Origin of the sequence: Streptomyces sp. AF1A (genome assembly GCF_047340315.1) — a bacterium.
In the GTDB taxonomy this organism is placed as follows: domain Bacteria; phylum Actinomycetota; class Actinomycetes; order Streptomycetales; family Streptomycetaceae; genus Streptomyces.
In genome coordinates this window covers 48554-70438 of record NZ_JBLEBI010000006.1, presented here as the reverse complement: position 1 = coordinate 70438, position 21885 = coordinate 48554, and the positions used below count along the sequence as shown (strand labels likewise).

At 73.4% G+C, this 21885-nt stretch carries 19 protein-coding genes; 14 read left to right on the top strand and 5 right to left on the bottom strand.

From position 1 onward, the window contains the following. Nucleotides 1-160 precede the first annotated feature (160 nt). The 9 genes from ACLU3S_RS03605 (at nt 161) to ACLU3S_RS03565 (ending at nt 12513) form a co-directional block, all read left to right on the top strand. Complete coding sequence (locus ACLU3S_RS03605; RefSeq protein ID WP_413950235.1) at nt 161-643, top strand: DUF6099 family protein; 483 nt, start codon at nt 161-163, stop codon at nt 641-643. Between the two features lie 81 nt (nt 644-724). Then, nucleotides 725-1645 (top strand): LLM class F420-dependent oxidoreductase, encoded by a 921-nt coding sequence (locus ACLU3S_RS03600; protein ID WP_413950234.1) that lies wholly within the window; start codon nt 725-727, stop codon nt 1643-1645. 156 nt (nt 1646-1801) lie between these two features. After that, a complete protein-coding gene (locus tag ACLU3S_RS03595) occupies nt 1802-3271 on the top strand; it encodes a 3' terminal RNA ribose 2'-O-methyltransferase Hen1 (RefSeq protein ID WP_413950233.1) in 1470 nt (489 codons plus the stop codon). Continuing rightward, entirely contained in the window at nt 3268-5811 is a 2544-nt protein-coding gene (locus ACLU3S_RS03590) for a polynucleotide kinase-phosphatase (protein ID WP_413950232.1), read from the top strand. Before ACLU3S_RS03595 ends, ACLU3S_RS03590 begins: the two co-directional genes overlap by 4 nt. 189 nt (nt 5812-6000) lie before the next feature. Further along, nucleotides 6001-7848, top strand: coding sequence for a RiPP maturation radical SAM C-methyltransferase (locus ACLU3S_RS03585; protein ID WP_413950231.1), 1848 nt, complete (start codon nt 6001-6003; stop codon nt 7846-7848). After that, on the top strand, nt 7845-8384 hold the full coding sequence (locus ACLU3S_RS03580) for a DUF5825 family protein (protein WP_413950230.1): 540 nt from the start codon (nt 7845-7847) through the stop codon (nt 8382-8384). Before ACLU3S_RS03585 ends, ACLU3S_RS03580 begins: the two co-directional genes overlap by 4 nt. A 133-nt stretch (nt 8385-8517) precedes the next feature. Further along, nucleotides 8518-9741, top strand: coding sequence for an arginine deiminase (locus tag ACLU3S_RS03575; protein ID WP_413950229.1), 1224 nt, complete (start codon nt 8518-8520; stop codon nt 9739-9741). A gap of 190 nt (nt 9742-9931) precedes the next feature. Then, nucleotides 9932-10948, top strand: coding sequence for an ornithine carbamoyltransferase (gene argF / locus ACLU3S_RS03570; protein WP_413950228.1), 1017 nt, complete (start codon nt 9932-9934; stop codon nt 10946-10948). A gap of 116 nt (nt 10949-11064) precedes the next feature. Continuing rightward, a complete protein-coding gene (locus ACLU3S_RS03565; RefSeq protein WP_413950227.1) occupies nt 11065-12513 on the top strand; it encodes an amino acid permease in 1449 nt (482 codons plus the stop codon). Here ACLU3S_RS03565 and ACLU3S_RS03560 read toward each other — a convergent pair. Then, nucleotides 12473-12925: an ATP-binding protein gene (locus tag ACLU3S_RS03560; protein ID WP_413950226.1), complete on the bottom strand. Its 453-nt coding sequence runs from the start codon at nt 12923-12925 to the stop codon at nt 12473-12475. The two genes, ACLU3S_RS03565 and ACLU3S_RS03560, sit on opposite strands and share 41 nt — an antisense overlap. A gap of 294 nt (nt 12926-13219) precedes the next feature. Here ACLU3S_RS03560 and ACLU3S_RS03555 point away from each other — a divergent pair, with 294 nt between their 5' ends. Both ACLU3S_RS03555 and ACLU3S_RS03550 read left to right on the top strand, forming a co-directional pair. Next, entirely contained in the window at nt 13220-14047 is an 828-nt protein-coding gene (locus ACLU3S_RS03555) for an enoyl-CoA hydratase family protein (protein ID WP_413950225.1), read from the top strand. A 6-nt stretch (nt 14048-14053) separates the two neighbouring features. After that, nucleotides 14054-16318 carry a bifunctional salicylyl-CoA 5-hydroxylase/oxidoreductase gene (locus tag ACLU3S_RS03550; RefSeq protein ID WP_413950224.1) on the top strand — a complete coding sequence of 755 codons (2265 nt, stop codon included), beginning with the start codon at nt 14054-14056 and terminating at the stop codon, nt 16316-16318. Nucleotides 16319-16335: 17 nt separating this feature from the next. Here the strand turns inward: ACLU3S_RS03550 and ACLU3S_RS03545 are convergent, their stop codons facing one another. Together ACLU3S_RS03545 and ACLU3S_RS03540 are read right to left on the bottom strand one after the other, a co-directional pair. After that, a complete protein-coding gene (locus ACLU3S_RS03545; RefSeq protein ID WP_413950223.1) occupies nt 16336-17148 on the bottom strand; it encodes a PaaX family transcriptional regulator C-terminal domain-containing protein in 813 nt (270 codons plus the stop codon). A gap of 15 nt (nt 17149-17163) precedes the next feature. After that, nucleotides 17164-18768 carry an AMP-binding protein gene (locus ACLU3S_RS03540; protein ID WP_413950222.1) on the bottom strand — a complete coding sequence of 535 codons (1605 nt, stop codon included), beginning with the start codon at nt 18766-18768 and terminating at the stop codon, nt 17164-17166. A 151-nt stretch (nt 18769-18919) separates the two neighbouring features. Between ACLU3S_RS03540 and ACLU3S_RS03535 the strand changes: the two genes are divergently transcribed. After that, nucleotides 18920-20056: an acyl-CoA dehydrogenase family protein gene (locus ACLU3S_RS03535; protein WP_413950221.1), complete on the top strand. Its 1137-nt coding sequence runs from the start codon at nt 18920-18922 to the stop codon at nt 20054-20056. Further along, on the top strand, nt 20053-20451 hold the full coding sequence (locus tag ACLU3S_RS03530) for a RidA family protein (protein ID WP_413950220.1): 399 nt from the start codon (nt 20053-20055) through the stop codon (nt 20449-20451). Before ACLU3S_RS03535 ends, ACLU3S_RS03530 begins: the two co-directional genes overlap by 4 nt. 307 nt (nt 20452-20758) lie before the next feature. Here ACLU3S_RS03530 and ACLU3S_RS03525 read toward each other — a convergent pair whose 3' ends face one another. Next, a complete protein-coding gene (locus tag ACLU3S_RS03525) occupies nt 20759-20953 on the bottom strand; it encodes a DUF5999 family protein (RefSeq protein ID WP_413950219.1) in 195 nt (64 codons plus the stop codon). Between the two features lie 233 nt (nt 20954-21186). Between ACLU3S_RS03525 and ACLU3S_RS03520 the strand changes: the two genes are divergently transcribed. Further along, a complete protein-coding gene (locus ACLU3S_RS03520; RefSeq protein ID WP_413950218.1) occupies nt 21187-21609 on the top strand; it encodes a DUF6299 family protein in 423 nt (140 codons plus the stop codon). Nucleotides 21610-21669: 60 nt separating this feature from the next. Here ACLU3S_RS03520 and ACLU3S_RS03515 read toward each other — a convergent pair whose 3' ends face one another. Continuing rightward, nucleotides 21670-21882, bottom strand: a complete 213-nt coding sequence (locus tag ACLU3S_RS03515; RefSeq protein WP_413950217.1) for an acyl-CoA carboxylase epsilon subunit — start codon at nt 21880-21882, stop codon at nt 21670-21672. Nucleotides 21883-21885 lie beyond the last annotated feature (3 nt).

Sequence of the window (21885 nt, the reverse complement as noted above, 5' to 3'; positions counted from 1 at the left end):
TATTACTCTCCGCAGTCAATTTCCCCTGCCGAATCCGAATTGTTGTCCACAGATTTCCGTCTACCTCTGGCTTTTCGTCCCACAGACCCTCACGCTGGGTAGTGACCAAGAGAGTTCAGGCTGTCGTGCGACCGAGCACGCGGACGGACGGGGGCGACGGATGGACGCGGTACGGCTCATCCTCACGAGCAGGCGTGCCCTGGCGCGCGGCGCGGACACGCCCGAGATCATGGCGGAGGTGTGGCAGGCACAGGCCCTGGCCCAGGCGATCGGCAGCCGCCTCGCCGTATCCGGTCCGCCGGAGCTGCGCGGCGAGGCCCTGGGCCTGATCGAGCTCGCGGGCCGGGGCTGCGGCGCCCTGGACCCGCCCGAGCTGGACCCCGGCGATCTGCGCGCCGCCCAGCTCACCGAGCTGGACGACGCCCGCGAGACCCTGCTCTGCCTCGGCGGCCTGCTCGGCGAGGTCGGCATGGCCCTGGTCGGCATGGCCAGCGCCGCGGCCGACGAGACGACGTACTGGCAGTGCATGGAGGCCATCGACGCGGCCGACGAGTCCCGTGACCGGGTCCGCGAGATGCTGCGGAAGCTGGCGGCGCGCCAGGAGGCGGTACCGGGCAACGGCAACGGGAGCAGCCCGTTCTGAGGCGCCCCCCGCGGTCAGCGCTCGGCCCGGGCCGCGGGCGCCGGTGAGGTTGCCGGCGCCCGCGGCGTGCAGGATGGATGTATGGACCTTCGCATCTTCACCGAGCCCCAGCAGGGGGCCACGTACGACACCTTGCTCACCGTCGCGAAGGCGACCGAGGACCTCGGGTTCGACGCCTTCTTCCGCTCCGACCACTATCTGCGCATGGGCGGCGGGGACGGCCTGCCCGGCCCCACGGACGCCTGGATCACCCTGGCCGGCCTCGCCCGGGAGACGAAGCGGATCCGCCTCGGCACCCTGATGACGGCGGCCACCTTCCGGCTGCCCGGCGTGCTCGCCATCCAGGTCGCGCAGGTCGACCAGATGTCCGGCGGCAGGGTGGAACTGGGCCTCGGCGCGGGCTGGTTCGAGGAGGAGCACAAGGCGTACGGCATCCCGTTCCCGAAGGAGAAGTTCGGGCGGCTGGAGGAGCAGCTGGCGATCGTCACCGGGCTGTGGGCGACCGAGCTCGGCAAGACCTTCGACTTCCACGGCACCTACTACGACCTCACCGGCTCGCCCGCGCTGCCCAAGCCCGCCCAGAAGAAGATCCCGGTGCTCATCGGCGGCCACGGCGCGACCCGCACGCCGCGGCTGGCCGCCCAGTACGCCGACGAGTTCAACATGCCCTTCGCCTCGGTCGAGGACAGCGAGCGGCAGTTCGGCCGGGTGCGCGCCGCCGCCGAGGAGGCGGGCCGCGCGGACGAGCTGACGTACTCCAACGCGCTCGTGGCCTGCGTCGGCAAGGACGACCAGGAGGTCGCCCGGCGCGCCGCCGCGATCGGCCGCGAGGTGGCGGAACTGAAGGCCAACGGCCTGGCCGGGTCCCCGGACGAGGTCGTCGAGAAGATCGGCCGCTACGCCGAGATCGGCTCCCGGCGGATCTATCTGCAGATCCTGGACCTCGACGACCTGGACCACCTGGAGCTGATCTCCTCGCGCGTCCAGTCCCAGCTGTCGTAACGCCTCCCGCGCCCTCTTCCCGCCCCGCACCGGGGCGGGAAGAGAGGCGCGAGCCGTGGGAGCGGGCGGGCGAGCGCCGGCGGGAAGTCGGGAACACCGGGCCGGCGTGCGAAAACCGGTGGTCGGCGGGCGCCAGCGCCGGGGAGACTCGGACATGTGTTCCTGACGATCTCCACCAGCGGCGACGCCGCCCACCCGGCCACCGACCTCGGATACCTGCTGCACAAGCACCCCGGCAAGGCGCAGAGGTTCTCCACGTCCCACGGCACCGCCCACGTCTTCTACCCCGAGGCCGGGGACCGGCGCTGCACCGCCGCGCTGCTGCTGGAGACCGATCCGGTGGCGCTGGCGCGGCGGGGAAGGGGCAAGAGCCGCGGCAAAGCGCCCGACGCGGCGCTCGCGCAGTACGTCAACGACCGCCCCTACGCGGCCTCCTCGCTGCTCGCGGTCGCGCTGAGCAGCGTCTTCTCCAGCGCCCTGCGCGGTGTGTGCGCCTCCCGCCCCGAGCGGGCCGCCGCCCCGCTGCCGCTGCGCATCGAGGTACCGGCCCTGCCCGCACGCGGCGGCGCCGAACTCGTGGGGCGGCTGTTCGAGCCGCTCGGCTGGACGGTGACCGCCGACCCGGTGCCGCTCGACACCGCGTTCCCGCAGTGGGGCGACTCGCGCTACGTCCACCTCGTCCTGGAGTCGGACACCCTGACGCTCGCCGAGGCGCTGCGCCACCTGTACGTCCTGCTGCCGGTGCTCGACGACGCCAAGCACTACTGGGTCTCCTCCGACGAGGTCGACAAGCTGCTGCGGGCCGGCGAGGGCTGGCTGCCCGGCCATCCCGAGCAGCACCTGATCACCAGCCGCTACCTGTCCCGGCGCTGGTCGCTCACCAGGCAGGCACGGGAGCGGCTGGAACTGGTGCGGCTGGCCGAGGCCGACGACAGCGAGGTCGAGGCGATCGACAACGCGGTCCCGCAGGACAGCGGGGAGGAGGCGGAGGAGAAGCCGGCCCCGCTGGCCGTCCAGCGCAGGGAGGCGATCCTCGCCGCCCTGCGCGACGCCGGCGCGGCCCGCGTCCTCGACCTCGGCTGCGGCCAGGGCCAGTTGGTGCAGCAGCTGCTGAAGGACGTGCGGTTCACCGAGGTCGTCGGGGTCGACGTGTCCGTGCGGGCGCTCACCGTCGCCGCCCGGCGGCTCAGGCTGGACCGCATGGGCGAGCGGCAGGCGGCCCGCGTCCGGCTCGTCCAGGGGTCGCTCGCCTACACCGACCGCCGGCTCAAGGGCTACGACGCCGCCGTGCTCAGCGAGGTGATCGAGCACCTCGAGCTGCCCCGGCTGCCCGCTCTGGAGTACGCCGTGTTCGGGCACGCACGCCCGCGCACGGTCGTGGTGACCACCCCGAACGTCGAGTACAACGTCCGCTGGGACACCCTCCCCGCCGGGCACGTGCGGCACGGGGACCACCGCTTCGAGTGGACCCGCGAGGAGTTCCGCAGCTGGGCGGCGGCCGTGGCCGAACGGCACGGCTACGGCGTCGGGTTCACCCCCGTCGGGCCGGACGACCCCGAGGTCGGCCCGCCCACCCAGATGGCCGTGTTCCACATCGAGACCGAGAAGGAGGCGAAGGCGGCATGACCGAGACACAGAGCGGGGGACGGGTGCTCCCCGTCACCGACCTCTCCCTCGTCGTCCTCGTCGGCGCCTCCGGCTCCGGCAAGTCCACGTTCGCCCTCCGGCACTTCAAGCCCACCGAGGTGATCTCCTCGGACTTCTGCCGCGGCCTGGTCTGCGACGACGAGAACGACCAGGGCGCCACCCGGGACGCCTTCGACGTGCTGCACTACATCGCCGGCAAGCGGCTGGCCGCCGGACGGCGCACCGTCGTCGACGCCACCAGCGTGCAGCAGGACGCCCGCCGTCAGCTGATCGAGCTGGCCAGGAAGCACGACGTGCTGCCCATCGCCATCGTGCTGGACGTGCCGGAGGAGGTGTGCGCCGAGCGCAACGCGGCCCGCACCGACCGCGCCGACATGCCCCGCCGGGTCATCCAGCGGCACATCCGCGAACTGCGCCGCTCGCTCCGGCACCTGGAGCGTGAGGGCTTCCGCAAGGTGCACGTGCTGCGCGGGGTGGAGGAGGCCGAGAACGCCACCGTCGTCACCGAGAAGCGCTTCAACGACCTCACCCACCTCACCGGGCCCTTCGACATCATCGGCGACATCCACGGCTGCTCCGCCGAGTTGGAGGCCCTGCTCGCCAAGCTGGGCTACGTGGACGGCACCCACCCCGAGGGCCGTACCGCCGTGTTCGTCGGCGACCTCGTCGACCGCGGCCCGGACACCCCGGGCGTGCTGCGCCGGGTGATGGCGATGGTGGCCGCGGGCGACGCGCTGTGCGTGCCCGGCAACCACGAGAACAAGTACGGCCGGTACCTCAAGGGCCGCAACGTCCAGCACACCCACGGCCTCGCCGAGACCGTCGCGCAGATGGAGGGCGAGAGCGAGGAGTTCAGGGCGCAGGTACGGCAGTTCCTGGACGGGCTGGTCAGCCACTACGTCCTGGACGGCGGCAGGCTCGTCGTCTGCCACGCCGGCCTGCCCGAGAAGTACCACGGCCGCACCTCGGGCCGGGTCCGCTCGCACGCCCTGTACGGCGACACGACCGGCGAGACCGACGAGTTCGGGCTGCCGGTGCGCTACCCGTGGGCGGAGGACTACCGGGGCCGGGCCGCGGTCGTCTACGGCCACACCCCCGTCCCGGAGGCCACCTGGCTGAACAACACGATCTGCCTGGACACCGGCGCCGTCTTCGGCGGCAAGCTGACCGCGCTGCGCTGGCCGGAGCGCGAACTGGTCGACGTACCGGCCGAGCGGGTCTGGTACGAGCCGGCCCGCCCGCTGCGCTTCGAGGCGCCCGGTGGACAGGACGGCCGGCCGCTGGACCTGGCGGACGTGTCCGGCCGCCGGGCCGTGGAGACCCGGCACGCGGGCAGGGTGGCGGTCCGCGAGGAGAACGCGGCGGCGGCCCTGGAGGTCATGAGCCGCTTCGCGATCGACCCGCGCCTGCTGCCGTACCTGCCGCCGACCATGGCGCCCACGGCCACCTCCCGCCTGGAGGGCTACCTGGAGCACCCGGTGGAGGCGTTCGCGCAGTACGCCGCCGACGGGGTGGAGCGGGTCGTGTGCGAGGAGAAGCACATGGGCTCGCGGGCCGTGGCCCTGGTGTGCCGGGACGCGGAGGCGGCGCTGAAGAGGTTCGGCGCGCAGGGCCCCACCGGGTCGCTGTACACCCGGACCGGGCGGCCGTTCTTCGACGACGAGACGGTGACCGAGGAGATCCTCGGCCGCCTGCGCTCGGCGGTCACGGACGCCGGACTGTGGGCGGACCTGGACACGGACTGGCTGCTGCTGGACGCCGAGCTGATGCCGTGGTCGCTGAAGGCCTCGGGGCTGCTGCGCAGCCAGTACGCGGCCGTCGGCGCCGCGTCCGGCGCGGTCTTCCCGGGCGCGCTGGCCGCCCTGGAGGCGGCCGCCGCCCGGGGCGCGGACGTCGGCGACCTGCTGGGCCGGCAGCGGGAGCGCGCCGCCGACGCGGCCGCGTTCACCGAGGCCTACCGCCGCTACTGCTGGAGCACGGACGGCCTCGACGGCGTACGCCTCGCCCCCTTCCAGCTGCTCGCCGTCCAGGGCCGCAGCCTCGCCGCGCTGCCGCACGACGGGCAACTCGCCCTGATCGACCGGCTGGTGGAGCACGACGGCTCCGGTCTGCTGCAGACCACCCGACGGCTGTACGTCGACACGGGCGACCCGGAGTCGGTGCGCGCGGGCGTCGACTGGTGGCTGGAGATGACCGGCCGGGGCGGCGAGGGCATGGTCGTCAAGCCGGTCGGCGCGCTGGTCCGCGGCACGGAGGGGCGGCTGGTGCAGCCCGGCATCAAGTGCCGGGGGCGCGAGTACCTGCGGATCATCTACGGTCCCGAGTACACCCGGCCGGAGAACCTCGCCCAGCTGCGGCAGCGGTTCCTGAACCACAAGCGGTCCCTCGCCCTGCGCGAGTACGCGCTCGGTCTGGAGGCGCTGGACCGGCTGGCGGACGGCGAGCCGCTGTGGCGGGTGCACGAGGCGGTGTTCGGCGTGCTGGCGCTGGAGTCGGAGCCGGTCGACCCGCGGCTGTAGGCCCGTCACACAACGCCCTTGTGTCGCACACACTTCTGTCCATATGGTGGACGGCCGTGCGGCACAAGGGTGTTGGCACGTCCGCGAGGGGAGCGCAGGGGCATGGAGATCAAGAAGATCGTGGTCCGGGAGGACCGGAGCACCACGCGCCGCCCGGCGATCCTGGAGAAGCGGCCGACCCGCTGAGTCATGCGCGTCCAACTCGTCACGATGCCCTGGCAGCCGCTCGATCTGCCCTCGCTGCAACTGGGCCTGCTGCAGCGGATCGTGCGCGCGGCGCGCCCCGCCGACGAGGTGACCGAGTTCCACGGCTCGCTGCGCTGGGCGGAGTTCCTGCTGGAGCGCTCCGGCGGCCGGCTGCGGCCGGGTGACTACGTGGCGGTCGGCAGCGACGCCATCTTCCACGGCCTGGGCGACTGGGTGTTCTCCGGCGCCCTGTACGACGACCCGGGCTGGGGCCTGGCCCGGCTGCGGGGCTACGCGGCCGCGCGGGACCTCTGCGTCGAGACGGCCGTCGCCATGCGGCCCCACGCCGCCGACTTCGTCGCAGCCTGCGCCGAGGAGGTGCTGGCGGCCGAGCCGGACGTCGTCGGGTTCACCACCACGTTCATGCAGAACGTCTCCTCCCTCGCCCTCGCCCGCGAACTCAAGCGCAGAAGACCCCGGTTGACCATCGTGTTCGGTGGCAGCAACTGCGACGGGCCCATGGGCCACGCCCTGCACCGCAACCACCCCTTCGTCGACCACGTGGTCCGCGGCGAGGCCGAGTACGCCTTCCCCGCCCTGTTACGCCACCTGGACGCGGGCAGCGCACCCGCGGACGTGCCCGGCCTGTGCTGGTGGGACGGACCGGTGCCGCGCGCCAACCCGGAGACCCGGCGGACCGTGGCCCCCGCCGACATCCCCTCGCCGGACTACGACCAGTGGCAGGCCGCCCTGGACGCCTCCCCGGTGCGGGAGTACGTCCATCCGAAGCTGGTCGTGGAGGGCGCCCGGGGCTGCTGGTGGGGCGAGAAGCACCACTGCACCTTCTGCGGGCTCAACGGCTCCGCCATGGCCTTCCGCGCCAAGCCGGGGGAGCGGCTGTGGGCGGAGCTCGACCGGCTGGTGCGCCGGCACCGCATCCTCGACGTGGTCACCGTCGACAACATCATCGACATGGCCTACTTCCGCGACTTCCTGCCCCGCGTCGCCGCGAGCGGCTGGGACCTGCGGCTGCACTACGAGGTCAAGTCCAACCTCACGCCGGCCCAGCTCCGGCTCCTCGGCGAGTCCGGCACGGTGCACATCCAGCCCGGCATCGAGAGCCTGGGCAGCCGGGTCCTGGAGCTCATGGACAAGGGCGTCACCGGGGCGCGCAACGTGCGCACCCTGCGCGAGTGCGAGAACCACGCGCTGACCTGCTCCTGGAACCTCCTCTACGGCTTCCCCGGCGAGAGCGCCGAGGACTACGAGTCCGTCGTCGGGCAACTGCCGGCCCTGGTCCATCTGCAGCCGCCGAGCGGTGCCCACCGCATCCAGCTGGAGCGCTTCAGCCCGCACTTCACCGACCCGGGGCTCGGCTTCGGCAAGCGCCGCCCGGCCGAGATGTACCAGCACGTCTACGACCTGCCCGAGTCCGAACTCGCCGACCTGGTCTACCTGTTCGACACCGACGACGCGGGCATCACCGGCCCGGCCGAGCGGCGCCTGAAGGACGCCGTGGCCGCCTGGCGGGCCGGGCACGCGCGCTCCCGGCTGCTGTTCGAGGAGGACGGGCAGGACCTGCTGGTGCACGACCGGCGGCACGGCCGCGCGCCGGCCGACCACCGCTTCACCGGCTGGCGGGCGCAGGCCCTTCGGCACCTGGAGGACGGCCGCACGGCCGCCGCCCTGCACCGGCTGCTGGCCGCCGCCGGGCACGAGGTGACGGCCGACGCCCTGACGGAGTGGATCGGGCACGCCTTCGCGCTGGGCCTGCTGTTCCGCGACGGCCCCACCTACGTCGCCCTGCCCACCTGGGGCGAGCCGGTCCGCCTGCCCGAGGGCGCCGCATGACCGGGCTGCCCGCCGAGGTGCCGCACCGGCGCACCGGGCACCGGGTCGAGGCGACCGAGCCGCTGCGGCTGGCCGGTACCGGGCGGGAGACGGCGCAGGCGGTGCGGTTCCTGCGCGAGTGCGAGAGCCTCGGGCTGCGGGTGTGCTGGCGGGCGGCGGGACGGCCGTCGTACGACCTCGCCGTGCTCCGGCATCTGCCCCCTCCCGAGGAGTTGCCCGGAGGCCGGGACGAGCTGGAGGCATGGCGCGCCGGGTACTCCTACGGAGCCCTCCACCACCGGCGCGGCCCCGGCTTCGTGACCGTCCTCGACCGCAGGGAGCCCGGCACCGCGGCCCGGCTCACGCTCGACCACCCCGATCTCCGCGCCGCCTTCCTCCGGTTGCTGGAGCCCACACCGCTGGCCGCGCTCGACGCGCCCGGGCGGGCGGCCGCGGACCTGCTCGCCGCGGAGCGGCTGGTGCTGGCCACCGGAGGCTGGGCGGTGGCCCTGCCCCCGCGCATCCGGCGCTGGCCGGTGCCGTGCACCGCGATCTGAGCGCACGGCCGACGCCGCAGCCCGTCCACCGGCCGCCCGGGAGACGGGACGGGGAGGCGGCAGGGGGAAACAAGAAGGCACGGAAATGGCCGAGGAGGGGGTGAATCCGGTCCGCGATGGTCAGGATGGTGGCATGGGATTCCACGTCGACTCCGAGGCCGGGCGGCTCCGCCGCGTCATCCTGCACCGGCCGGATCTCGAGCTGAAGAGGCTCACCCCCAGCAACAAGGACGCGCTGCTGTTCGACGACGTGCTCTGGGTGCGCAGGGCACGCGCAGAGCATGACGGGTTCGCCGACGTCCTGCGTGACCGCGGGGTCGCCGTCCACCTCTTCGGCGACCTGCTGACCGAGACCCTGGCGATCGACGAGGCCCGCACCCTCGTCCTGGACCGCGTCTTCGACGAGAAGGAGTACGGCCCGCTCGCCACCGATCATCTGCGCGCCGCGTTCGAGACCCTGCCCGCGCGGGAACTGGCCGAGGCCCTGGTCGGCGGCATGACGAAGCGGGAGTTCCTGGAAGCGCACGCCGAGCCGACCTCCGTCCGCTTCCATGTGATGGACCTCGACGACTTCCTGCTCGATCCGCTGCCCAACCACCTCTTCACCCGCGACACCTCCGCCTGGATCTACGACGGGGTCGCCATCAACGCGATGCGCCTGCCCGCCCGGCAGCGGGAGACCGTGCACTTCGAGGCGATCTACCGGTACCACCCGCTGTTCCGCGACGAAGCGTTCCGCGTCTGGTCCCGCGGGCAGGCCGACTACCCCTCCACCATCGAGGGCGGCGACGTGCTGGTGATCGGCAACGGGGCGGTCCTCATCGGGATGAGCGAGCGCACCACCCCGCAGGCCGTGGAGATGCTGGCGCACAAGCTGTTCGCGGCCGGCTCGGCGCGCACCATCGTCGCGCTGGACATGCCCAAGCGGCGCGCCTTCATGCACCTCGACACGGTGATGACCATGGTCGACGGCGACACCTTCACCCAGTACGCGGGGCTCGGCATGCTGCGCTCGTACACCATCGAACCCGGCGTGAGCGAGCGGGAGCTGAAGGTCACCGACCATCCGCCCGAGCACATGCACCGGGCGATCGCCGCGGCCCTCGGGCTCGGCGAGATCCGGGTGCTCACCCCCACCCAGGACGTGCACGCGGCCGAGCGCGAGCAGTGGGACGACGGCTGCAACGTGCTCGCCGTCGAGCCCGGTGTCGTCGTCGCCTACGAGCGGAACTCGACCACCAACACCCATCTGCGCAAGCAGGGCATCGAGGTGATCGAGATCCCGGGCAGCGAGCTGGGGCGGGGCCGGGGCGGCCCCCGGTGCATGAGCTGCCCGGTCGAGCGCGACCCTGTGTGACCTGGCCCACGGCGGGGGCGGCGGGGACGCGACGAGGGCGGGGACCGTGGCAAGGTTGCCGCCCGTGGCAAGGGCGGGGACCGCGACGAGGGTGGGGACCGTGGGGACCGCGGCAAGGGTGCCGTATAGAAATGCTGACCGTCGTATAGAATTTCAGTGTCCCTTCATCCGTACCCCTGGAGCGCCCCCCATGGCGACAGTCCTGACCGCCCTCGCCGGCCGCCACTTCCTCAAGGAGCTGGACTTCACCGAGGAGGAGTTCCGCGGCCTGGTCGAGCTGGCAGCCGAGCTGAAGGCCGCCAAGAAGGCGGGGACCGAGACGCAGTACCTGCGCGGCCGCGCCATCGCGCTGGTCTTCGAGAAGACCTCCACGCGCACCCGCTGCGCCTTCGAGGTCGCCGCCGCCGACCAGGGCGCCCACACCACCTACCTGGATCCGTCCGGCTCGCAGATCGGGCACAAGGAGTCCGTGAAGGACACCGCCCGCGTCCTCGGCCGGATGTTCGACGCCATCGAGTACCGGGGCGACAGCCAGGCCAAGGTCGAGGAGCTGGCCGCCCACGCCGGCGTGCCCGTCTACAACGGGCTCACCGACGACTGGCACCCCACGCAGATGCTCGCCGACGTGCTGACCATGGCCGAGCACAGCACCAAGCCGCTGACGGGGATCGCCCTCGCCTACCTCGGTGACGCCCGCTTCAACATGGGCAACTCCTACCTGGTCACCGGCGCCCTGCTCGGCATGGACGTGCGGATCGTCGCGCCCAGGGAGTACTGGCCGGCCGACGAGATCGTGGCCCGGGCCCGCGAGCTGGCGGACAGCAGCGGCGCCGTCCTCACCCTGACCGAGGATGTCGCCGAGGGCGTCCGGGGGGCCGACTTCGTCGCCACCGACGTCTGGGTCTCCATGGGCGAGCCCAAGGAGATCTGGGCCGAGCGGATCAAGGCCCTCGCGCCGTACGCCGTGACCATGGACGTCCTGCGGGCCACCGGCAACCCGGACGTGAAGTTCCTGCACTGCCTGCCGGCCTTCCACGACCTCGGCACCGAGGTGGCGCGGGAGATCCACGAGGCCCACGGCCTGACCTCCCTGGAGGTCACGGACGAGGTCTTCGAGTCCGCGCACTCGGTCGTCTTCGACGAGGCCGAGAATCGTCTGCACACCATCAAGGCCGTACTGGTCGCCACGCTCACCGGACAACCGTAGCGGTCCGGTCACATCACACCCTGTCCTGATCGGCGGCCCGGGCCACCCCTTCCGGTGCCGCCGCCGCGACGGCCACCCCGTCGCCCGCACCACCGAGAAACGAGCACCACCCGCACATGCCCGCTCCCCGTATCAAGTCCCCGCACCTGCTCGTCGCCGAATCCGGCACCGACCGCGAGGGACACGGCCTGAGGCGCACGATGGGCCTCTTCCAGCTCATCTGCTTCGGCGTCGGCGCCATCGTGGGCACCGGCATCTTCGTCGGCCTCTCCGACTCCGTCGCGCAGGCCGGCCCGGCCGTCGTCGTCTCCTTCGTCCTCGCCGCGATCACCTGCGTCTTCACCGCCTTCTCCTTCGCGGAGCTGGGCGGCGCGATCCCGGTCTCCGGCTCCTCCTACTCCTTCGCCTACGCGGGGCTCGGCGAGTCCACCGCCTTCCTCGTCGGCTGGTGCCTGCTGCTGGAGTACGGCGTCTCCATCTCGGCCGTCGCGGTCGGCTGGAGCCAGTACGTCAACGAGCTGCTGCACAGCCTCACCGGCGTGCAGCTCCCGGCCGCCCTGTCCGCGGGCCCGGGCGACGGCGGGATCGTCAACCTGCCGGCCGTGATCGTCATCGCCATGGCCTCCGTGCTGCTGGTGCGCGGGGTGCGCGAGAGCGCCCGGGCGACGGCCGCCATGGCCGCCGTGAAGCTCGTCATCCTGCTGGCCTTCTGCGCCGTCGGCTACAGCGCCTTCCGGCACGGCAACCTCACCCCGTTCTCCCCGGCCGGTCTCGGCGGCATCGGCGCGGGCACCACGGCGGCGTTCTTCTCCTACATCGGCTTCGACGCGATCACCACCGCCGGCGAGGAGGCCAAGAACCCGCGCCGGGACGTCCCGGTCGCGATCATGGTCTGCATGGGCCTGGTCACCCTGCTGTACTGCGCGGTCGCGCTCGCCGCGATCGGCGCCGTCGGCCCCGGGCAGGTCGCCGGCCGTCCCGCAGCTCTCTCCTACGTCGTCAACGAGGTCACCGGCTCCGGCATCGGCGGCGGGGTGATCGCCTTCGGCGCGGTCGTCGCCATCGCCTCCGTCGTCCTCGCCGTGATGTACGGCCAGACCCGGATCCTGATGTCGATGTCCCGGGACGGCCTGATCCCGCGGGTCTTCGAGAAGGTGAACCCGAAGACCTCCACCCCGGTGGCCGGCACGCTGGTCGTCGCGTTCGTCTTCGCGCTCCCGGCGGCCTTCGCCTCCCTCGACTCCGTGATGAACCTGTGTACCATCGGCACGCTCGCCGTCATGGGCGTGGTCAACATCGCGGTGATCGCACTGCGCCGCCGCGAACCGGGCCTCGGCCGCAGCTTCCGGGTGCCGCTGTACCCGGTGGGCCCACTGCTCGGCGTCGGCTTCTGCCTGTACCTGATGTACGAGACGGGCTGGCGGACCTGGCTCCAGTTCGCGGTGTTCCTCGCGGTGGGCCTGCTGATCTACGTCGGCTACGGCCGCCGGCACTCCACGCTGGCCCGGACGGCGGCCCCCGGGGTCACAGTGGACGGCGCGGAGCGGGAACCACAGGCAGTCTGAACCACACCGCCTTGCCCGAGGGGGTGGGGCGGTGCCCGCAGGAGGAGCTGAGGGCGCGGATCAGCAGCAGCCCGCGCCCGCCCTCCTGCCACGGGTCGGGCTCCTCGATCACCGGCCGCGTCAGATGGCCGGGCGGCGCCGGGTCCGGGTCGTGCACCTCGACCTGGCAGCCGGTCGGCAACAGCTCCACCACCAGCTCTATCGGGCCGCGCCCCGCGGTGTGCTCCACCGCGTTGGCGACCAGCTCGGCGGTGAGCAGCTCCGCCGTGTCGCTGTCGGCCGGATGCTCCACCTCGGCGAGGGCCGTGCGCACCAGGGCACGCGCCACGGGCACCGCCGCGGCGGTGTGCGGCAGCGCGATGCGCCAGGAGGCCGATGCGGTGGGGCGTTCGTGCAAGGCGAGTCCGTTCATGGAGCAGGCTGTCCTGCTTTCGACTGTGGAAATGGTACGGGTCCGGCTTCGGGGGTCTTCGGCGGGCTTCGCCCGGGACCATCGGCCCCGGTACGGGGCGGCTTACCCCGCCGAACGGCCGCTCTCGCGCGCCGGCGCCCACTGTTACCGCGCTGTCGCCGACCGGTGACATACGCGACCGGGCCGGTCGGCGCGGCTCCGCGTGTCGCGCCCTCGTGACGATAGTCACAAACAAGTGATAACTTCGAGGGACAGAGCAACGTACGGCACCGCCGCCCTAGGAGGCCGCACGTCATGAGTCCCTTCACCGGCTCCGCCGCCCGCACCGCCGACTGGGAGCACCTGCGGGTCCAGCTCGCCGACGGCGTCGCCACCGTCACCCTGGCCCGCCCCGACAAGCTCAACGCCCTCACCTTCGGCGCCTACGCCGACCTGCGCGACCTGCTCGCCGAGCTGTCCCGGGAGCGCGCGGTGCGCGCCCTGGTGCTGGCCGGGCAGGGGCGCGGGTTCTGCTCCGGCGGCGACGTCGACGAGATCATCGGTGCCACGCTGTCCATGGACACGGCGCGGCTGCTCGACTTCAACCGGATGACCGGGCAGGTCGTACGGGCGATCCGCGAGTGCCCCTTCCCGGTGATCGCCGCCGTGCACGGGGTCGCGGCCGGCGCGGGCGCGGTCCTCGCCCTCGCCGCCGACTTCCGGGTCGCCGACCCGAGCGCCCGGTTCGCCTTCCTCTTCACCCGGGTCGGCCTGTCCGGCGGCGACATGGGCGCGGCCTATCTGCTGCCCCGGGTCGTCGGCCTCGGCCACGCCACCCGCCTGCTCATGCTGGGCGAGCCGGTCCGGGCCCCCGAGGCCGAGCGGATCGGCCTGATCAGCGAGCTGACGGAGGAGGGCCGCGCCGACGAGGCCGCCGGGGCGCTCGCCCGCCGCCTGGCCGACGGGCCCGCCCTGGCGTACGCCCAGACGAAGGCCCTGCTGACGGCCGAGCTGGACATGCCGCTGGCGGCCTCGGTGGAGCTGGACGCCTCGACCCAGGCCCTGCTGATGAACGGCGAGGACTACGCCGAGTTCCATACGGCCTTCACGGAGAAGCGCCCGCCGAAGTGGCGGGGGAGGTGAGTCCCGGTGCGCGTGGCGATCATCGGCGGAGGCCCGGGCGGCCTGTACGCGGCGGCGCTGCTCAAGCGCCTCGACCCGGCGCGCGAGGTCACCGTCTGGGAGCGCAACGCCCCTGACGAGACCTTCGGCTTCGGCGTCGTCCTCTCCGACGAGACGCTGGGCGGCATCGAGCACGCCGACCCGGTGGTGTACGAGGCGCTGCAGCGGCGGTTCGTGCGGTGGGACGACATCGACATCGTCCACCGGGGCACCCGCCACACCTCGGGCGGACACGGCTTCGCCGCCGTGCGCCGGCAGACCCTGCTGAAGATCCTGCACGAGCGATGCCACTGTCTCGGCGTGCCGATCCGCTTCCGCACCGAGGCCCCGCCCCTGGACGAGCTGTCCCGGACCCACGACCTGGTCGTCGCCGCGGACGGGGTGCACAGCACCAGCCGGCAGGCCCGCGCCGAGGCGTTCCGCCCCCGGGTGGACACCCACCGCTGCCGCTACATATGGCTCGCCGCCGACTTCGCCTTCGACGCCTTCCGCTTCGAGATCGCCGAGACCGAGCACGGCGTGATGCAGCTGCACGGCTACCCGTTCGAGGCCGGCGCCTCCACCGTGATCGTGGAGATGCACGAGGACGTCTGGCGCGCGGCCGGCTTCGACGAGCTGGGCGAACAGGAGTCCGTCGAGCGCTGCGCCAAGATCTTCGCGGACGCGCTCGGCGGCCGGCCCCTGCGCTCCAACAAGTCGGCGTGGACCACCTTCCGCACGGTGGTCAACGAACACTGGTCGCACGGCAACGTCGTCCTGCTCGGCGACGCCGCGCACACCGCCCACTTCTCCATCGGCTCCGGCACCAAGCTCGCCGTCGAGGACGCGCTGGCCCTGGCCGCGTGCCTGAAGGAACAGCCCGACGTGCCCGCCGCGCTGGCCGCCTACGAGGAGGAGCGCAAACCCGTCGTCGCCTCCACGCAGCGGGCCGCCCGGGCCAGCCTGGAGTGGTTCGAGAACCTGGGCCGCTACCTCGACCAGCCGCCCCGCCAGTTCGCCTTCAACCTGCTCACCCGCAGCCGCCGGGTCACCCACGACAACCTCCGGTTGCGCGACGCCCGCTTCACCGAGGCCGTGGAGCGCGAGTTCGGCTGCCCGCCCGGCACACCGCCGATGTTCACGCCGTTCCGGCTGCGCGGACTGACCCTGCGCAACCGGGTCGTCGTCTCCCCGATGGACATGTACTCCGCCACCGACGGCGTCCCCGGCGACTTCCACCTCGTGCACCTCGGCGCCCGCGCCCTCGGCGGCGCCGGGCTCGTCATGACCGAGATGGTGTGCGTGAGCGAGGAGGGCCGCATCACCCCGGGCTGCGCCGGTCTGTACACCGGCCGTCAGGCGGAGGCGTGGCGGCGGGTCACCGACTTCGTGCACCGCCAGTCCCCGGGCACCGCGATCGGCGTGCAACTCGGGCACTCCGGCCGCAAGGGCTCCACGCGGCTGATGTGGGAGGGCATGGACGAACCGCTGCCGACGGGCAACTGGCCCCTCGTCGCCGCCTCCCCGCTGCCGTACAAGCCGGGCAGCCAGATTCCGCGCGAGCTGTCGCGCGCCCAGCTCACCGACATCCGCGAGCAGTTCGTGGCGGCCACCTGGCGGGCCGCCCGGGCCGGCTTCGACCTGCTCGAACTGCACTGTGCGCACGGCTACTTGCTCTCCGGCTTCCTCTCGCCGCTCACCAACCGCCGCACCGACGCCTACGGCGGCTCGCCGGAGCGCCGGCTGCGCTTCCCGCTGGAGGTCTTCGACGCCGTACGCGCGGTGTGGCCGGCCGAGCGGCCCATGACGGTCCGCATCTCCGCCACCGACTGGGCCGAGGGCGGCACCACCGCCGATGACGCGGTGGAGATCGCCCGCGCCTTCGCCGCGCACGGCGCCGACGCGATCGACGTCTCCACCGGGCAGGTGGTGGCCGAGGAGCGGCCGGAGTTCGGGCGGTCGTACCAGACGCCGTTCGCCGACCGGATCCGGCACGAGGTCGGCATCCCGGTGATCGCGGTCGGCGCCATCTCCTCCTGGGACGACGTCAACTCCCTACTCCTGGCCGGGCGCACCGACCTGTGCGCGCTCGCCCGGCCGCACCTGTACGACCCGCACTGGACCCTGCACGCGGCGGCCGAACAGGGCTACGAGGGACCGGGCGCCGTCTGGCCCGCGCCGTACCGGGCGGGCAGTCGCCGTCCGCAGACCGGCCGCACGGACGCCCCCAAGCCCCGGCTGTCGCTCAGCTGAGGGGGCCGCGGGCCCCGTCACACGCCCGCGAACTGAGCCCCCGCGTCCCGCAGCCGCTCGTGCAGGGCGCGGAAGACCGCCGCCGAGCGCACGCCCGGCCAGCCGGCGGGCAGCAGGTGCGTGGGCAGGCCGGGGTCGGTGTAGGGCAGGTGGCGCCAGGAGTCGAGGGCGAGGAGGTAGTCGCGGTAGGCGTCCTCGGGCGGGGTGTCGGCGCGGCGTTCCCAGCCGTGCAGGACCGGGGCGTGCGCGTCCAGGAAGCGCTCGTGCTCCTTGGCGATCGCGGTCAGGTCCCACCAGCGGGAGACCGCCTCGGCCGTGGGCGCGAAGCCCAGGTGCTCGCCCCGGAAGAAGTCCACGTACGGATCCAGCCGCAGCCGGCGCAGCGTGTGCTCGGCCTCCTCGTGCAGCCGGGCCGGGGCGATCCACACCCCGGGGGCCGCCGTGCCGAAGCCCAGTCCGGCCAGCCGGGAGCGCAGGACGTGCCGCTTCTGCCGCTCCGACTCGGGCACGGAGAAGACCGCCAGGACCCAGCCCTCGTCCTCGGGAGGCGCGGTGGCGTAGATGCGGCGGTCGCCGTCGTCCAGCAACTGGCGCGCCTCGGGCGAGAGCCCGTACCCGGCGGCGCCGGACTGCGTGCGGGCCGGCAGCAGCAGGCCGCGCCGTTTGAGCCGGGAGACCGAGGAGCGGACGGAGGGTGCGTCCACGCCCACCGCGGCCAGCAGCCGGATCAGCTCGGCGACGGGCACCGGGCCGGGCATGAAGCGGCCGTACGCGCCGTAGAGCGTGACGATGAGGGACCTGGGGGCGTGCTGCTCGGACACGTTGATCATTTTAGGTCGTCGGCATCACTGCCGGTCACCTTCGGTGCGCAGCCGGAACCGCTGCAACTTGCCGGTGGCCGTGCGGGGCAGGGCGTCGAGGAAGACGAACTCGCGTGGGCACTTGTACGGCGCCAGTTCGGACTTGAGGAAGGCGCGCAGGGCCTCCGCGTCCCGCCGGGCACCGTCGCGCAGCACGGTGTACGCGACCACCACCTGGCCGCGGGCCTCGTCGGGCCGGCCGACGACCGCCGTCTCCACCACGTCCGGGTGGCGCAGCAGGGCGTCCTCCACCTCGGGTCCGGCGATGTTGTACCCCGCCGAGATGATCATGTCGTCGGCGCGGGCCACGTAGCGGAAGTAGCCGTCGGCCTCCCGCACGTAGGTGTCGCCGGTGATGTTCCAGCCGTCGCGCACGTAGTCCCGCTGCCGCGGGTCGGCGAGGTAGCGGCAGCCGACCGGGCCGCGCACGGCCAGCAGGCCGGGCTCGCCGTCGGGCACCGGCACGCCGTCCGCGTCCTGGACACGCGCCTGCCAGCCGGGCACCGGCACGCCCGTGGTGCCGGGTCTTATCCGCTCGTCGGCGGCGGAGATGAAGATGTGCAGCAGCTCGGTCGCGCCGATGCCGTTGATGATCCGCACCCCGGTGCGCTCCTGCCAGGCCCGCCAGGTGGCCGCGGGCAGGTTCTCGCCGGCCGACACACAGCGCCGCAGCGACGAGATGTCGTGGCCGTCCAGGTGGTCCAGCATGGCGCGGTACGCGGTCGGGGCGGTGAACAGCACCGAGACCCGGTGCTCGGCGATCGCGGGGAGCAGCTGCCGGGGCCCGGCCTGTTCCAGGAGGAGGGCACTGGCACCGGCCCGCATCGGGAAGACCACCAGCCCGCCCAGGCCGAAGGTGAAGCCGAGCGGGGGGCTGCCGGTGAAGACGTCGTCCGCCCGGGGGCGCAGCACATGGCGGGAGAAGGTGTCCGCTATGGCCAGCACGTCCCGGTGGAAGTGCATGCAGCCTTTCGGGTGACCCGTGGTGCCCGAGGTGAAGGCGATGAGGGCGACGTCGTCCGCCGCGGTGCCGACCGCGGGGAACGGGTCGCCGGGGGCGGGGCGGCGCAGCAGGTCGTCGGGGGCGTCACCGCCGTACGTCGTGATGCTCAGCCCGGGTATCTCGGCCTTCGCCAGGTCGTCCACCGCCCGGACGTCGCACAGCGCGTGCCCCACCCGGGCGATCCGGCAGATGGCCGCCAGCTCGTGCGGGCGCTGCTGGGCCAGCACGGTGACCGCGACCGCGCCCGCCTTCAGCACCGCCAGCCAGCAGGCCGCGAGCCACGGGGTCGTGGGGCCGCGCAGCAGGACCCGGTTGCCGGGGACCACGCCCAGCGCGCCGGTGAGGACGTGCGCGATCCGGTCGACCCGGGCGCGCAGCTCGCCGTACGTCCAGGAGGGGCCGTCGGGGGTGTGGAACACCGGGCGGGCCGGGTCCGCCCCCTCCAGGAGTTCCGCCGCGCAGTTCAGCCGCTCCGGGTAGTGCAGCTCGGGCAGGTCGAAGCACAGCTCGGGCCATTCGTCCGGCGGGGGCAGATGGTCGCGCGCGAAAGTGTCGACATGGGCCGAGAAGTTGGCCGAGAAGTGCATGGCGGTTCGCCCCCTTGCCGTGACAGACGTCCGGACGGGCTGTGTGGTGGGCTCGCCGTTCGAGCGTATCGTGTTGGTGACGGCAGTCAACTGTGCGCGATAACCTCGGTGGGTGGGCCACCACGGCCCCGCCGCGGAGGGAGGACCGGCAGTGCCCGCATTCTCACTCGAACCGGAGCAGATCGCCTGGTGTGCCGAGCTGCGCACCCTGGCCGCGCAGCGGCTGCGCCCGCTCGCCGACAAGGGGGAGCCGGGCCGCGTCAACCGGGATCTCCTCGCCGAGCTGGGCCGACTGGGCCTGCTGGGACGGCTGTTCACCTCCGGCGCGCTCGACCTGTGCCTGATGCGGGAGTCCCTGGCCCAGGCGTGCACCGAGGCCGAGACCGCCCTCGCCCTGCAGGGCCTGGGCGCCCACCCGGTGCACGCCCACGGCAGCCCCGCCCAGCGGGAGCACTGGCTGCCCCGCGTCGCCGACGGCAGCGCGGTCGCGGCCTTCGCGCTGAGCGAGCCCGGGGCCGGCTCGGACGCGGCCGCGCTGGCCCTCGCCGCCGAGCCCCACGGGTCCGGCGGCTGGCGGCTCACCGGCGAGAAGTGCTGGATCTCCAACGCCCCCGAGGCCGACTTCTACACCGTCTTCGCCCGCACCACGCCCGGCGCCGGCGCCCGCGGCGTGACCGCCTTCCTGGTCCCCGCCGACCGGCCCGGACTCACCGGCAGCGCACTGGAGATGATCTCGCCGCACCCCATCGGCGCCCTCGACTTCGACGCCGTGCCCGTCTCCGCCGAGGACGTGCTCGGCGAGGTGGACCGCGGCTTCGCCGTCGCCATGGGCACCCTCAACCTCTTCCGGCCCAGCGTCGGCGCCTTCGCGGTCGGCATGGCCCAGGCGGCACTGGACGCCACCGTCGAGCACACGCGGCGACGCGAGGCGTTCGCGGGCCGGCTGATGGACCTTCAGGCCGTCTCCCACCAGGTCGCCGAGATGGCCCTGCGCACCGAGGCGGCCCGGCTGATGGTGTACGCGGCGGCGACCGCGTACGACCGCGGCGCCGCCGACGTGCCCCGGCGCGCCGCGATGGCCAAGCTGCTCGCCACCGAGACCGCGCAGTACGTCGTCGACGCCGCCGTCCAGCTGCACGGCGCCCGCGCCCTGCGCCGCGGTCACCTGCTCGAGCACCTCTACCGCGAGGTGCGCGCCCCGCGCATCTACGAGGGGGCGAGCGAGGTCCAACGGGGCATCATCGCCAAGGAGTTGTACGCGTGGACGCAGGAGAAGGAGGCCCGGTGACGAGCGAGCGCGTCAACCCGCCCGAGCTGTCCCCGCCCACGGGGTTCTCGCACGCCGTCGTCGCGACCGGCTCCCGCGTGGTGTTCCTCGCCGGCCAGACGGCCCTGAACGCCGACGGCAAGATCACCGGGGGCACGCTCCCGGAGCAGTTCGAGCGGGCACTCGGCAACCTCCTCACCGCCCTGCGCGCGGCCGGCGGCACCCCCGCCGACCTCGCCCGCGTCACCGTCTACGCCACGGACGTCGCCGCCTATCGCGCCCAGGCCCGCGAACTGGGCCGCATCTGGCGGGAGTCGGCGGGCCGGGACTACCCCGCCATGGCCGTCGTCCAGGTCGTACGGCTGTGGGACGAGCAGGCGATGGTGGAGCTGGACGGGTTCGCGGTCCTGCCATAGGGGCCGCGTCCGGACCACACGGCCGGGAGGACGGGTTGCCCGGGCCGGGGCTGCGCGTCGCTCCGCGGGGACCGTGACTCGTTCGGCCGGGACCGTGAGCCGCTCGGCCGGGACGACGAGCCGGTCGGCCGGGAAGGCGAGTCGCTCCGCCGTGAGGGCAAGTTGCTCGGGCCGGGGTTGTGAGTCGTTCGGCCGGGACCGTGGGGCGTTCGGCCACGGTTATTCCGGCCGAGGTTGCGCGTCGCTCCGCGGGGACCGTGAGTCGCTGGGCCGGGGCGGCGAGCCGCTCGGGCGCGCGGACGGGTGCTCAGGCCACGGCCGCGAGCCGCTCCGACGGGACCCGGCGGGGCGGCACCACGCTGCCGTCCGGGTGCAGCTCGCCGCTGTCGTCGAACACGATCGAGCCGTCGCACAGCAGGGTCCAGCCCTGCTCGGGGTGGGCCGCCACCGGGTGCGGGGCGGTGAGGTCCGGTGCGGGACACGAGAAAGAGTGGGAGCACACGGCGCACCTCCACGAGCGATCCGACGGGCGGCTGCCTTCCGGGGCCACCCCCGTATGAACCGACCATGCTCCCGCCGTGGGCGGACCGGAACCGCTCGCCGTGAAGCGTGACAACACCCGGACAACTCCCGGACGGTTCGATGACGCGCCACCAATGGAGTGACGGTCACGCCCACCGGCACGGCCGCCCGGTACGAGTGGAGCCCCCACCCCACGGAACCGGGAGGCAGACCATGCCCGTACGCCCCGCCCTCGCCTCGGCCCTCGGCGCCGCAGCCCTGCTGCTGTGCGCCGTGCCGGCCGGCGCGGACCCCGCCGAGACCGTCACGGTCGACGCCACCGGCCGGATCGCCGCCGACGGCACGATCACCCTGTCGGGCACCTACCGCTGCGCCGGCAGCACCGGCCAGGTCTTCGTCGGCTCCTCGGTCAGCCAGGGCGACCACAGTGTGCAGTACGGCATCGGCGGCACCGTCGCCCGGTGCGACGGCGCCGAACACCGCTGGCAGAACTCCGGCAAGACCGCGCCGGCCTCCTTCAAGGCGGGCGCGGCCCATGTGGAGGCCACGCTGGTGGAGCTGCGCCCCACGGGCATCGCCCCGCTGCCGGCGTTCCACGCGGTCGCCGAGCAGGACATCACTCTCACCAAGAAGTGAGCGGCCGGCGCGCGCCGGGCGACCCGGAGGGAAACGGGCGCCCCGGGTGGGGGCCGGTCGTCAGGCGCGCTGCCAGCTGTGCGGGGCGTGGAAGACGTGCGGGCGCCAGGACGTGGTGCCGGGGGACGAGGGCTGCGCACCGGCTTTGGCGAGGGCGCCGCGGCTGAGCAGCAGTACCGCGAGGGCGGCCAGCTCCTCGTCGCCGGCCCGGCCCTTCTCGACGCGGATCGGGGCGATGGGGGCGGTGGGGGCGGGCGTGGGAAACACGGACATGGG